The 13,883-nt window shown below is 58.2% G+C and carries 12 protein-coding genes; 4 read left to right on the top strand and 8 right to left on the bottom strand.

Translation table 11 applies throughout. The annotated features are described in order from the left end of the window. Positions 1-106: 106 nt before the first annotated feature. The 4 genes from spoIIID to J5441_08070 form a co-directional block, all read right to left on the bottom strand. Positions 107-382, bottom strand: coding sequence for a sporulation transcriptional regulator SpoIIID (gene spoIIID / locus J5441_08085; GenBank protein MBO4935104.1), 276 nt, complete (start codon positions 380-382; stop codon positions 107-109). Between the two features lie 69 nt (positions 383-451). Continuing rightward, positions 452-964, bottom strand: coding sequence for a hypothetical protein (locus J5441_08080; GenBank protein MBO4935103.1), 513 nt, complete (start codon positions 962-964; stop codon positions 452-454). A 4-nt stretch (positions 965-968) separates the two neighbouring features. Further along, entirely contained in the window at positions 969-1,496 is a 528-nt protein-coding gene (locus J5441_08075; GenBank protein MBO4935102.1) for a hypothetical protein, read from the bottom strand. Between the two features lie 191 nt (positions 1,497-1,687). Beyond that, positions 1,688-6,142: a metallophosphoesterase gene (locus tag J5441_08070; protein ID MBO4935101.1), complete on the bottom strand. Its 4,455-nt coding sequence runs from the start codon at positions 6,140-6,142 to the stop codon at positions 1,688-1,690. Between the two features lie 200 nt (positions 6,143-6,342). Between J5441_08070 and J5441_08065 the strand changes: the two genes are divergently transcribed. From J5441_08065 to J5441_08055, 3 genes are all read left to right on the top strand, one after another. Further along, entirely contained in the window at positions 6,343-7,392 is a 1,050-nt protein-coding gene (locus J5441_08065) for an efflux RND transporter periplasmic adaptor subunit (protein ID MBO4935100.1), read from the top strand. Between the two features lie 14 nt (positions 7,393-7,406). Further along, positions 7,407-8,567 carry an ABC transporter permease gene (locus tag J5441_08060; protein ID MBO4935099.1) on the top strand — a complete coding sequence of 387 codons (1,161 nt, stop codon included), beginning with the start codon at positions 7,407-7,409 and terminating at the stop codon, positions 8,565-8,567. 116 nt (positions 8,568-8,683) lie between these two features. Beyond that, positions 8,684-10,228 (top strand): cobalamin-dependent protein, encoded by a 1,545-nt coding sequence (locus J5441_08055; protein ID MBO4935098.1) that lies wholly within the window; start codon positions 8,684-8,686, stop codon positions 10,226-10,228. Between the two features lie 393 nt (positions 10,229-10,621). On the opposite strand, the gene acpS is transcribed toward J5441_08055, so the two are convergent. From acpS to maf, 4 genes are read right to left on the bottom strand one after another with little or no spacing between them, the layout of a single operon-like run. Beyond that, the gene (gene acpS / locus J5441_08050) at positions 10,622-10,993 is read right to left on the bottom strand and encodes a holo-ACP synthase (protein MBO4935097.1); all 372 of its coding nucleotides are present in this window, start codon (positions 10,991-10,993) and stop codon (positions 10,622-10,624) included. Between the two features lie 48 nt (positions 10,994-11,041). Continuing rightward, entirely contained in the window at positions 11,042-11,566 is a 525-nt protein-coding gene (locus J5441_08045) for a hypothetical protein (GenBank protein MBO4935096.1), read from the bottom strand. Between the two features lie 25 nt (positions 11,567-11,591). After that, positions 11,592-12,368, bottom strand: coding sequence for a TIGR00282 family metallophosphoesterase (locus J5441_08040; GenBank protein MBO4935095.1), 777 nt, complete (start codon positions 12,366-12,368; stop codon positions 11,592-11,594). Further along, on the bottom strand, positions 12,346-12,912 hold the full coding sequence (gene maf, locus J5441_08035; GenBank protein MBO4935094.1) for a septum formation protein Maf: 567 nt from the start codon (positions 12,910-12,912) through the stop codon (positions 12,346-12,348). The genes J5441_08040 and maf overlap by 23 nt, the downstream gene beginning before the upstream one ends. A gap of 98 nt (positions 12,913-13,010) precedes the next feature. Here maf and J5441_08030 point away from each other — a divergent pair, with 98 nt between their 5' ends. After that, positions 13,011-13,688 carry a hypothetical protein gene (locus tag J5441_08030; protein MBO4935093.1) on the top strand — a complete coding sequence of 226 codons (678 nt, stop codon included), beginning with the start codon at positions 13,011-13,013 and terminating at the stop codon, positions 13,686-13,688. Positions 13,689-13,883: the final 195 nt, after the last annotated feature.

The following is a 13,883-nucleotide window of genomic DNA, read 5'->3' as shown; positions in this document are numbered from 1 at the left end:
CTATTTTCAATTTGTCAATAGTTATTTTTGTGAAAAATACAGCATTTTTTCAAGGATTTTCCGCCGCTTTTCGTCAGAGAGATGACAGAAAATAAAAAAACCGCCTTCAATCGGCTTTTGCCGACGAAGGCGGACGGTTTGAAAGATATTTGCGGCGCGTCGCTTCGCCGCCGCGGATATGGCGCTCGGATTTGTTTTTATCCAGCACCGCCCTCACCTGCCGGTAAAGCGACGGATCGACCGCGAGCAGGCGCTCGGCGACATCTTTGTGAACCGTGCTCTTGCTGACGCCAAAGCGCTTCGCCGCCGTGCGCACGGTGGCGTTGCTTTCAAGTATGTACTCGCCGATCTCCGCCGCGCGGCGTTCATATGATGCGTTCATAAATGACCGACCTGCCTTTCGGTCATTTATATGCGGCGGAGAGAACCGTTATGCAATAATCAGCAGGCGCTACCCCTGCTTATCCGGAGCGAGGTAACGCATCATCAGATAATCAAGGTCTATTTCCTTAGTGTAGAATATGTGATTGAAGCCTTCTGCGCCGCGGAAGCAAAAGTACAGCCGCTCGCCGTCCCAGACAAGTTTCAGCTTCGCGCCGTTGCCGTAGTCGATCTCCACTCCGTCGCCGTCCGGCTCCCTGAAGCGTTCCCTGCCCGGGCCGTAGACGCAGACGCACTGGTAGATATCGTAGACGTTGCCGCGCTCGAGCTTGTACCTCAGCGTGCCGCCGTCGGATCCGGTTTCCGCGTAGGCGCAGTCGTTATCGTACGCGTACAGCGTCGCCGCCGAAATCTCAGAGCTGAGCTTCGCGTAACGCTTCCAATAGGACATATACCACCAGAACGAGAAAACCATCCCGATGAAAAACATCCCCACCAATATTATTATAATGAAGGTTTTTTTGTCGTTCGCCAAGCGGCGCTTTTCTTCATGCCGCCTTACCGGCTCGTACATATCTTCCATACTATCACGCTTTTACTTCATTTTTGCTCCGCGAAAGGTATCGCGATACTATATAAGAAAGGCGAACGTTCTCGCCGCGGAACACGTGGGAGTAACCGTCGGCGTCGGAATAGCAGAAAAACAGTTCCTCGTCCTTGCCCTCCCCGACTTTGACAAGCTTCAGCGAGGAGCCGTTGCCGTAGGTCACGGTAACGCCGTCGCCTTCCGGCGCGCTGCGGCGTTCCTTGCCCGGGCCGTAGACACAGACGCACTGGTAAAGCTCGTATAGATTTTCCGTCGTGAGCCCGTAGATTCCGTCGGCGTCCTCTACGGCGGCGGAGTCGTGCTCGTAAGCGTAGGTAGTGCTTTCGGAAAGCTTGCCGCAGAATTCGCTGAAGCGCCGGCCGGCGGTCATGTTACGCCAGAGCAGTCCGCCGATCACGGCGAGAATCGCGACCGCGACCGCAATGAGCACGGCGATCTTCCATTCGACGCGCCGCTTTCCTTTGCGCTTGTTTTTGCTGTTTTGCACGAATTCGTACATTTCGGACACGGCGATGTCCTCCTTTTATATTCATCAATATGTATTATAGTTGAAGCGAACGAAAAAGTAAAGAGAGATTTTTGCAGTGATACCGGATCCTCGCAACGCAGCGTTCACCGCCGCGTCTTTATTCAGCGCACGAAAAGGCGCCTCCCCCTAAATCCTAGGGAGGCGCCCGAAAGAACGTTTTGCGCGAAGAGTTACGCGTTGAGGCTCTCCTCTGTCGCGAGCTTCGCCGCGACGCGGAGGATCTTGAGCGCGTCCGCGACGGTGATCTCTCCGTCGCCGTCGACGTCGCCGATGTCGAGGTCCTGCGCGGCGGGCTCGACGAGCTTCGCCGCGATGCGGAGCGCCTTGAGCGCATCCGCGACGGTGATCTCTCCGTCGCCGTCCATGTCGCCCTTCTTGAACGCGGGCGCGGTGTCGACGACCGTGAAGTTCACGGTGACTTCCTTCGTGCCGTTGACGACTACAAGCGTGTATTCGCCGACTTCCGTGATCTCTGTGCCGGCGGCGTATTCTTCGCCATTCAGCGTGGCGGTCGCCTCTTCGGGAGTCCAGGTTATCGCGAGAGGCTCAGCCGCGTTGTAAAGGTCGAACTCCGCGCCGTCTTCAACGCTGACGACCGGCACCATGAAGTTATCGACAATCGTGAAGTTTACGGTCACGCTCTTGTCGCCGTTGGTGACGACCAGCGTGTATTCGCCGACTTCGGTTATCTCGGTACCGGCGGCGTAAGGCTCGCCGTTCAGCGTGGCGGCCGCTTCTTCGGGAGTCCAGGTCGCGCTGACCGGATCGCTGGGGATGCCGAACTCCGCGCCGTCTTCGATGCTGACGACCGGCTCTTCATACTCGATATCGAGGGTGAAGTAGACCGCGGTGGATTCGTACTTGTTCTGTACGAACAGACGATGCTCGCCGGGGGTGTTGACGACGGAGCCGTTCTCGAACGGCTCGTGGTCGAGCTCGGCGTTGGTTCCTTCGTCCCACGTGATAGTGACGGGCCCGGTGTAGGTCTCGCCGTCGGCGACTCCGCTGACAGCGGGCGCGTTGAGCTCGGGCAGCTCGATGGCGACGCCGAAGTCGGCGAGCGCTTCGGCGACCGCTTCGCTGCGGAGCACGGTGTTGATATACGCCTCGTTGACGCTGACCGCGTTGAGCGCGGCTTCGAGCTCGACAAGATAGTTGTTGAGGATTTTTTTGGCGGATTCGTTCGCGTTCGCGTTGAGCGCGAGCGCCTCCTTCACGGCTTCGTATTCGTTGTAGATCGACTGAACGTATTTATAGTTCCAGCCGTTCTCGAATTCCACGGCGCGGTCGGCGGCGTTATCGGCGGTGATATTAGCGCTGCCGAGTCCGACCTGATAGACGACGCCGTCGAAGAAGTCGCCGTAGGTCGAGCCGGTCACGATATGCGCGGCGACGGTGTAGCCGACGTTGGTGTTGTACTTCGCGTTGCCGGAGACCTCGGCCTCGCCGGACTTGCTGCCATCAAGGTAAAGCGTGAGGACGCCGGACTGGAAGTTAAGCATAACGCTGTGGTATTCGCCGGGGTTCACGGTCGCTTCGGAGACGACGGAGTACTTCGCGGTCGTGTACATATCGAAGGCGATACGGCCGTCCGCGGTCAGATAGAGCGAGAAGCCCTTGTCATCCTTGCTGCAGCTGAAGATGTACTGCTCCGTGCCGACAGAACCGACCTCGAACGCCGCTTCGATCGCGAACTTGCGAGCCGTCAGCGTCGCGGCGGACGACGGGGCGAAGATCGTCATGCGGCTGTCGCCCGCTCCGGAGAAGCCGTATTTCGTCTTGTGCTTTATCGTGTCGCCTCTCGTTGTGACCGAGAGGCCGTTGAGTCCGGTGACCTGCGGTTCGCCGGTGATGAAGAAGGCGTTTATCAGGTTCATTCCGGACGGCGTTTTGATATCCGGCGCGCCGACGATGGAGTTGAAGACGATCGGCTCGGACGTCTTGCCTCCCGAGTCAACGGCGTAGACCGCGAGCTCGAAGCCCCTGTCGCCGGACGCCGCGGTGTAGGGAATCAGTCTTCTGTAGGATTTCGGCATATCCCTGACCTGCGGATAATTGTAGAATTCGGAGAAGCTCTTGGCGCTCGTCTTTCTGCCGCTGGGAATGCCGGTGATCTCGAAGACGTAGCGGTGGACCATATCGTCGTCGTTCGCGGCGGTGAAGTTCGCCTCGACGTTGCCGCCGTTTATCGTCGCGGTAACGGTCGCATCCTCGGGGAACACGGGCGCTTCGTTGGCTTCTTCGAAGCGGTAGTCGTCGTAATACATCAGGTTGGTCTTGTTTTCAAGATCGGGAGCCGGAATGTAGAACGGCTGCTTGATGATCGCGTCTCTGCCGAAGTCGATTCGGGTGATCTTGACGTTGCCGTCAGCGTCGATCTGAAGCATAAGTCCGTCGGAAACAGCCCAGGAGTCGGGGTCGATCGTGGTTTTGCTTCCGCTCTCGAGGTAGCCGTTCTCGATCGCCATATACTGAACGCTGCCGCAGTTCAGCGAGGTGAAGTCGCGCTGATAGATGGTGCGTTCGTCCTCCAGCGGGAAGTGGACGTGTCCGCCGAAGGTCACGACCTCGGGGTAATCCTTGAGGTGGTCGTATATGCTCCTGCTGCCCCACCAGGAGCCGGTGTAAAGATCCGAGCCGTAGGTCGTTCCGTAGACCGGCGCGTGGGTGTAAACGAAGATGTGCTTGCCGGGCGCCGCGGCGCGGGCGGCGGCAAGCTCGGTGTCGAGCCATACGAGATCCTGCGGATCGAAGCGGGCTTCCTGGCTGTTCCAGTAGTCCATCATGTTGACGCCGATGAAGTGGTAGCCGTTGATGACCATGTGGCGGTTGCCTCTGGCAAGGTTGGTGCCGGGCTCGTCCTCGGTGCAGTAGCTGCCCAGCTGGGTATAGAAGGAATTGATGTGATTCCACTCGCTTCCCTGCGCGTCGTGGTTGCCGGTGATGAAGAAAGACTTGATGTCTTCGCCGAAGACTTCGTCGTTTATGCTCTTGTACGCCTGCGGGATATTGTCGTTGTAGCTGCTCTGCGAGAAGTCGCCGTCGACGGTTATCGCGTCGATGTTGCCGCCGGAGTACTTCTTCAGCAGCTGCGCGGCGTTAAGGTATTTATTGGTAGTGCTCGAACCGAGCGTGCCGTCGATATGGATATCGCTGACCGCGCCGAAGGTGAATACGATGTTGTTTTCGTCAAACTGCACCGCCGGCAGGGTTTCGCGCATAAGTCTCTTCAAAATTACCACCTGCTCGTTGATCATTTCCTGCGTGGCGTCCAGGTTATCGAGGACGGCCTGCGCCGCAGCGATAACGTCGGGGTTGTCCAGCGCCGCGTCCGTTCCCTCGAGGGCCGCGAGCGCGGATTCGAGCGCGGAGTAGTCTACGTCGCGCTTCTCGCGGTAGGCGAGGAAGTCGGAGAAGTAATACTCCGTGTAAGGACCGTCGTCAAGCAGGAATGAAATGCCCTGCGCGCTGTCGAGCTCCTTCATCATGGCCGTGTAGCCGCTGAAGCCGGTGAACGGGAACATATAGTAGCCGTCTTCGGTGTATTCGTAGCTGTTCGTGCTCATATAGAAGACGCCCCAGCCGTTGAGAGCCGGACTCGTAAGAATGCGGAGTCTGACCTGACTGGTAACGGGCATATTGCCGTTCGCGTCCTTGACCGCAATCATAACGCCGTCGTAGTCCGAGAGCTTGCTGACGCCGTCGGAGGGTTTCCAGGGCGACGGGCAGCAGATGTCGTTCGAGTCGTACGCCTTGTTCACAAGGCAGTTGAAGCCGCCGGACTGCGACTTGACCGCCTTTATCGACTGAGCCGCCGCTCCGGCGAGCTGCTGATCGGAAAGCGAGTAGGTCGCGGTGACGTTGTTGACGTGACCGTTGTTGGCGGAGGTCTGCGCAAGGTGCGCCTGCGTCCACTTCTGCACGCCGTCGAGCTGGAGGTATTCGTATTCCTTCTCCTCCGGCGGCTCTGCGGGATCGCCCTTCGTGTAGGCGCATATGTCGGAGATGTACGCCTTGTCGCCCGCCTTAATGCCGTCCTTGTAGAAGAGCGCCGAAAGGACGGAAATGCTGTCTATCGCGCCGTTCGAGAGGTTCTTATAATCGTCGAATTTCAGGTGATAGTAGCCGTTCGCGTAAACGACGTTCATATCGTAGTAGTTGCCTTCGTACAGCCAGTAACTGCCCCAGTCGGTCGCATCGCGCATAAGGCGAACCTGGAACTGGGTCAGCGGGATCTCGTTGCCGTCCGCATCCGAGAAGGCGATTGCGATGCCGTCGAAGTCGGAGAGCTTATACCCCTGCGAAGCGTCCGCAAACCTAAACGGATTCTTCGCAAGGAAGCCGCTGCTCGTCTTGCTGGCAAGGCAGAAACGGGTCAGGTTATTCGTGACCGTCAGCTCGACCGACTGCGCCGCGTTTCCGACAAGGCCCTTATCGGAAAGCGCAAAGTCGGCGCCGAAGGTCGTCAGACTCGCCACGTCCGAGGCGGTCCAGTCCTGGACGCCCGTAAGCTGAACGTAGGTGTAGGAGTCGTCGGTCTTTGCCGCGCTTGAGAAAAGCACGACGCCGCTGAGCAGGCCGATAAGCATGCAGAGGGCCAGCAAAGTTGATAACGTCTTCTTCATAATCATACCTTCCTTTCGGAGATTCGGCGCGGGAACAATCCCCCACCGTAAGTGATAACACTCCATATATTCATTATAATGAACGCGCGCGAAATGTCAACGGTAAATTAAGTGATAATCCGTGTTTTTTTGCGATTTCCCATCGCTGCGCTTCGGTATATTTACGCGCAGTCACGGCAAAATAGAAACGGGTGAGAAAAATGAAGAAAGCGAGAAAATACATCATAACTCTGCTGCTTACGGCGCTTTTCATCGGAGCCGCCGCCGCGGCGCCGACGGTAGTGCGTTCCACGCTGCCGACCGTTATCGCGAAGCGCGTTACGGGCAGAACGATAGAGGACACCGTGGAATGCACCGGAACCATCGAGCCGCGGTACGCAAAGGATCTTTACACCGCCGCCGGACTGACCGTGGACGAGGTCTACGTTAAAAACGGACAGCGCGTCAGGGCGGGCGATCCGCTCTTCTCCGTCGACAAGGCCGCGACGGTTTCGCTCTGGGAGGCCGCCGAAAGCAACTCCCGCGAAGACGGCGAACAGGTCTCGAAGCTGCTTGACGGGCTTATAGCCGATTACTTCACAAACGCGATCGGAAACATGTTCTCCTCCTTCTCCGACGAATCCGCGGGCGGAAGCGCAAACGGCGCGACGAGCGAGCTGCTCGTGCTTATCCCCGACATAGTCACCGCTTCCGCCGACGGAGTCGTCGCTAACCTCGCGATCGAAAACGGCGCGTACGCGGACGGCTCCTCACCCCTGCTGCGCATATGCGACGCCTCAGCGCTTTTCGTGCGCTGCGAGCTTCCCGAAAGCTTCGCCTCGTCTCTTTCGGAAGGGCTTAACTGCGTCGTAACAGGCGACGCCTTCGAAGGCGAATATACGGCGACGCTTAAGGAAATCTCGCCGGTGGCGAAAAGTGTTTCCGGCGGGCGCTCCACTGTGGAATGCGTAGCGGAAATCGACTTCCCCGACGAGGCTTTGAAGGCGGGCTACACCGCCGATATGAAAATCGTCGTCTCACGCAAGGCCGGAGCCCTGACGGTACCGTGGTCCGCGCTTAACGAAGACGAAGACGGCAGGTTCGTCTGGATGCTGCTCGGCAGCCGCGCCTACCGCCGCGGGGTCGTCACCGGCGCGGAACTCGACGACTGCGTAGAGGTCAGCGGAATTGAATCCGGATGTCTCGTCGTCTCCGAAGCCGACGGAACGCTCCGCGCCGGCGGTCAGGTCAGGATAAGAAGCATCAACTGAAACGGTTTGTAAAAATGGATAAGATAAGCGCATACGTCAGAAATCTCAAACGCAAGAAGCTACGCACCGCGCTCGCGGTCATCGGCATAGCCATCGGGGTTTTTTCGGTCATAACGGTCGTTTCCGTCGGCATGACCGGAAAAGACATCATACTCGGTGAGATCGACAGCCTCGGCATCAGCGGTCTTTCGGTCGAAAGCGAAAAGTACCCGCTGACAGAAACACAGCTCGCGAAGGTGCGTTCAGTCGCGGACGGCGCGACTCCGATAATCATCCGCTACGCCTATTCCCGCCTGCGGAACACGGACCTCAACACCGTGCTTATCGGCGCAGGCGGCAACGTCTGCCGCGTTACAAAACTGAACGTGCTCCACGGCAGAGCTTTCACCGAAAAGGAGGTGCGCGAGCGGGCGCGGGTCTGCGTGCTTTCTGCGGACGCGGCTGCGCAGGCCTTCGGCCGCGAAAACGTCTGCGGAAACGAGCTCGTTCTGCGGATAAACGGGAAAGATATTCCGTTGAAGATAGTGGGAGTGGCGGAAGCGGGCACCGGTACGATCGCAACGCTTACCGGGCAAAACTTCCCCGCCTTCGCGCATCTGCCCTACACAACGCTGAGCGATATCGCCGGAGTCGGCGGCTTTGACCGTATAAGCGTCGACGTCGAAGCGGAACGCGCGGAAGCGGTCGCGGCCTCCGTGCTGAAAAAGCTGAATACCGCCGCAGGGGATAACGGCGCCTATTCCGTCACCGACATCGACCGCGAACGCGCGAAGTATTCGCGCATAATCGACGCCGTTACCGCGGTCGTCAGCGGGATCGGCGGTATTTCTCTGATCGTCGCGGGACTTATGATAATGACGCTCATGCTCGTTTCGGTCAGCGAGCGCGGGCGCGAGATCGGGATCAAGAAGGCGCTCGGAGCGCGAACAAAGCACATTGCCGCCGAATTTCTTACCGAGTCCGCCGTCATCTCCGCGCTCGGCGGCGCGGCCGGAGTCGCGCTGGCTTTTTCCGCGGCGCTCGTTCTGAAGCTGGCGACCGGCGCGTCGCTTCATATATCCGCCGGGGTCGTGTTCGCAGGGTTGCTGCTTTCCTGCGGTACGGGGGTAGTCTTCGGAGTCTACCCCGCGCTGAAGGCGGCGCGGCTGCGGCCCGCCGAAACGCTGCGGAGGTAAATTTGCGGAAGACGGAAAACCCGCGTTTTTCGTCTTCTTTTTTTGTCTTATTTAATTGACATTCCGCCGGATAAGGTATATAATGGTTGCGTATGAATACTACCCGGAGGCAAATAATGGATAACGAACTTACGAAAGTACTTCTCGTATACCCCGATTTCGTCAGCGCCGCTTCCGAAAAGCGCAATACCGGCGGCAACTGGAGCGAAGGCCTCGCTTCCATCTCGGCGGTGCTCAAGCAGGGCGGCCACAAGGTCAGCCTGATGCATATCGTCTATGAATACGATGAAGAAACCTTCAAGAAAAAGCTCAAGGAATTCGACTACGATCTTATTGGCATCTCCTGCCGCACGACCGCGTTCGAATACGTTTCCGACCTCGTCAAGTGGGCGAAGGAGGCCGACCCCGACTGCTTCATCTGGATAGGCAGCTATCACGCGACGATCGAGCCGGAAGAGGTCATTAAGGTCCCCGGCGTCGACTGCGTCTGCATAGGCGAAGGCGAATACCCCGCCCTCGAGCTCGCGCAGAGATACAAGACCGGCGACTACTTCGATATCCAGAGCCTGTGGTTCAAGAAGCCCGACGGCGAGATCATACGCAATCCCGTCCGTCCGCTGCTCGAGAATCTGGACGAGCTCCCGCTGCCCGACTTCGATCTTTTCGACTACAAAAACCTCGAGTGCATGCGCCTCGACACCGCGCTTGTCATGATGTCGCGCGGCTGTCTTTTCTCCTGCACCTACTGCGGAAACTCGCAGTTCCGCAACGTCTACCCCAACAAGAAAAAGTACGCGCGTTTCCGTTCGCCCGAGAACGCGATGCTCTATCTGGAGACGCTGCTCAAGAAGTTCCCGAACATAAAGTTCTTCAACTTCCGCGACGCGATCTTCAATATGTACGACGACTGGTTCTACCCCTTCATGGAGATGTATACCGAGAAGATACACCTCCCCTTCACCTGCAACCTGCGCCTCGATATCATGACCGAGAAGACGGTCGAAACGCTGAAGAAGGCGGGCTGCTATCTGATCGACGTCGGCGTCGAGAGCGGCAACGAAGAGATCAGAATGAAGTACTGCAAGCGCATGATGACCAACGAGCAGATGATCAACGCTTTCTCGTGGTTCCACAAGTACGACTTCACTACGATGACCTACAACATCGTCGGACTCCCGCACGAAACGCTCGCGAAGACGCTTGAAACGATCAAGCTGAACGTTCAGCTTAATCCCGACAAAGTCATACCCAACATATTCTACCCCTACCCGCACACCGTGCTCGCGGATATCGCGAGCAAATGCGGCTCCTTCCCTGACGTCATCCCTGCGGATATGAAGGTCCCCTTCTATCAGGAGGACTACCCGCCGCACGAGGTGCTCTACGCCTCCAACTTCTTCCACAAATACATCAAGCGCTACAAGCGTTGCGCGAAGTACCGCCCCAGATGGCTCGGAAAGATGTTCGAGAAGATGTACGACCATCGTTTCACCAGCAAGCTCGTGCCGCGCAAGTTCCTCAACTGGCAGTACGATCTGCGCCACCGCGCGATCCTCCGCACCAAGCGCTTCGTCATCCGCAAGATGCCCAAGCTCTACCTCTTCCTGCGCCGCAAGCGCAACAGAATCAAGGAAAACGGCGAAGCGAAGGCCGCGAGCTGAAAAACCCGATAAACGTAAGAAATCCCCGCCGGCATCGGCGGGGATTTCTTTATGCTTTCGGGCGGTTTCTGCTCTTTTGCGGTTTTCGCGTCGCGGAGGCATCAATTTCTGCGTCTCCGACCTTGTTATCGCCTCTGAAGGAGTGTTTTTCGCTCACGCGTGCGATACCGCGAAACGCGGCGCCGTTTTCCGTAAATATAGCCGAATAACCTATATATGAACGCTATTTATATGAATATTATTCATATAGGTTGTATTCATACGGTGTTCCGACGGGCGCAAAACGTGGCAAAAAAGCGCCGTATCGGGTGACAATTATCATCCGATACGGCGTGAAAGCGCACTGTTACGGGGTTTTTCCGCCTTCGCAAAAACGCGCGGCGCGGGTTGACGTTATTCCTTCTCGATAACACAGAAAGCGACGGCCGTTTGGGCGGTATGGCTGAGGGAAAGATTCCATTTCAGCCCCTTATCCTTCAGCTTTTCGCCGAGCTGACCGCTTATACGGTAATACGGGCTGCCGAGCTCGTCGCGGAGCACCTCGATATCCTTCATCGTAATACCTCTGAAGCCGGTGCCGAGCGCCTTGACGAACGCCTCTTTTGCGCAGAAATTGCCGCAGATCGTCTCGGGGTTGAAGCGCTTCTGGACGAACAATTCGCCTTCAGCTTTCGAGAAAAAGCGTTCTATAAAGCTTTCTCTTCCCTTGATGACGGCCTTTATCCTGCCGACCTCTTCAATATCGACTCCTATTCCGTAAATCATCATTCGTTCTCCTTTCAACCGTGCGTATTCTGTGTATACTCCGAAAAACTATCTGAAAAGTCTGGGCGCGACCGCGCGCATCTCGGCGAGCATCTCCTCGCTCGGCTCGAAAACGAGCAGCGTGATCTTGTGCTCGTGGCGCAAAACGGCGTAGTAACAGTCGGGATTCTCCGGCGCGGAGCACATGAACCAGCGCTTATCATAGTCGTTTTTCAGCTGCTGCTTCGTCTTCTTCAGCTCGGAGTATTTGCCGAACGCCTCGAAATCGCGCACGTTGACCGTCGCGACTCTGCGGCGGCGGCTTTTCGCGGTTATGACGTCGAGGTCGATCTCGCCGCCGAAGTAGTTATATTCGTATTCTGTCCGCATTGTGCCGATGAGATACCACGCGCCGACGACAGCGCCGACGGAGAGGAGCGGCACGAGCATACTCAGCCCGTAGCGCGAAAGCAGTCCGGCGGAGATTATCGCCGCGGCTATAAGTATCAGCGTGGCCGCGACTATAAGCGCGACGCGGACGTAATCCGCGGCACGCCAGACGCGTCTGACTATTTTTTCGTAATAATTCTGCATATCTGCCTCTTTCCGACGCGGAGCGTCAGACGGTTATCTGTATTCTTTCTATGCTTTCGGCCCTGCCGGTCGCCTCGTCGATGCGGATGACGACGCCGCAAAGCGCCGTTTCCCCTTCAGCGACGGCGAAGCGCGTCGGCATTCTGTTGAGCATAAACTCTATCGCGAGTTCCTTTTTGACGCCGAGGACGGAGTCCGTCGGCCCGCACATACCCGCGTCTGTGATGAAGGCGGTGCCGCCTTCAAGGACGCGCTCGTCCGCGGTCTGAACGTGGGTGTGGGTGCCGATAACGGCGGAAACCCTGCCCGCGAGATATTCCGCGAGCGCACGCTTCTCGCCTGTCGTTTCCGCGTGGAAATCGACGACGACCGCCTTGACGAAGGGATCAAGCGAGGCGAGCAGCTCGTCCGCCTTGCGGAACGGATTGTCGCAGGGATCCATATACGACGCGCCGACGAGGTTGATAACGGCGACGGCGGATCTGCCCATATCGTAAACGCAGAGACCCTTGCCTGGCGCGGATGGTGAAATATTTGCCGGACGCAGCAGGTAGGGCGCTTCCGCGATGTAATCGTACGCCTCGCGGCGCTTGAAGGAGTGGTTGCCGCCGGTCACGACGTCGACTCCGGCGGAGAAAAGCGCCTCCGCGGACGCCTCTGTGACTCCGTCGCCGTCGGCGGAGTTCTCGCCGTTCGCTATGCAGAAGTCTATCGCCTGAAAGCGCCTGAACGCCGGCAGCTTCGCGGCGACCGCTTCCCTGCCGGGCCTGCCGACGACGTCACCGAGAAATAATACGTTCATTAAAAAGTTCCTCTTTCAGCCGCGCGACGGGCATACCCATCACGTTGTAAAAATCTCCGTTTATGCGGCGCACGAGCGTTGAACCCGCGCCCTGTATGCCGTACGCGCCCGCCTTGTCCATCGGCTCGCCGGAAGCGACGTAGTCGGCGATCTCTTCCTCGCGCAGTGCGCGGAACTCGACCTCGGTGCGCTCGGAGAAGCCGAATCCGCCGCCGGCGAAGGCGACGTAAACGCCGGTAACGACAACGTGCGTCCTGCCGGAAAGCTCGCGGAGCATAGCGGCGGCGTCCGCTTCGCCGCAGGGCTTGCCGAGCGCTTTGCCGTCGATGACGACGACGGTGTCGCAGCCGATGACCGCGGCGTCGGGAAAGTGCGCCGCAACCGCCTTCGCCTTCAGTGCGGCGAGGTAGGCGGGGCATTCCTCCGGCGGCATACCGTCGGGGGTTATTTCTTCAATATCGGCGGGGACGCATAACGCCTCCGGCGCGATAAGCTTTATCAGTTCAACGCGTCTGGGCGACGCGGAAGCGAGCACGATTTTCATCCGGCGTCACCTTTCGCAATTCTATCTCGTATAAATTATATCATCTTATATCAAAAATAGCAATATCTTTTCCGCGCAAGTTGTGTTATGATACTGTTATGGTTATTGTGAACGGAAATCTGCCGGCGGAAGCGATCCGGCGGCTCGAAAAACTGACCGGTAAGGTCGTGAAGGTCCCGGCGGCGAAGGCGCTGCCCGGGGCGCTTGCCGCGCACCCGGATATGCTTATACACGCCTCGCCGGACGGACCGATATGCGCGCCCGAAGTACTCGCCGCGCTCCTCGCCGAAGGCGTTTCCGCGCGGGCGGGAGACGCGGATCCCGGAGCCGTCTATCCCGCCGACGTGCGGTATAACTGCTTTACGCTTAACGGGGCGCTGATATGCAATATCGCGCACACCGACGGCGCGATACTTTCGTATTACCGCGAGCGCGGCGCGGAAATAATCGACTGCAGACAGGGGTACTGCTCCTGCTCGGCGCTGCGGCTGCCGGGCGGAGTCGTTACCGCGGATAAAAACGTCGCCGCCGCTTGCGAAAAAGCGGGTGTCGAAACGCTCCGCATCGCCCCCGGCGGCATACTGCTGGAGGGGTACGCCTACGGCTTCATAGGCGGGTGCGGAGGCACGGTCGGCGGCAAGCTCGCGCTTTTCGGCGATCCGCTGACGCATCCGGACGGCGAACGCATCCTCGCCTTCGCCGCCGCGCGCGGAGTCGAGGTCGCGCCGCTGTGCGACGGCGTCCTGACAGACTACGGCGGGATAATCGAGGCGTGAAAACAGATATAAAGACAGCCCCTCGGAGCACGCTCCGGAGGGGCTGTTGTTTGTTATTCCGCGGGCGATCAAGATCGCCCCTACGAGATGCCGCTTCGCGGCTACACCTCATCCGGCTTTTGCCTTCGGCAAAACCCACCTTCCCCTCAAGGGGAAAGCTTGCGGGGGGAGCGATGCTCGCCCCTACGGAGACGC

This window comes from Clostridia bacterium (assembly GCA_017620395.1).
In the GTDB taxonomy this organism is placed as follows: Bacteria; Bacillota; Clostridia; order Oscillospirales; family RGIG8002; genus RGIG8002.
The sequence above is the reverse complement of the archived record's forward strand: the minus strand, read 5'-3'. Positions and strand labels throughout refer to the sequence as shown.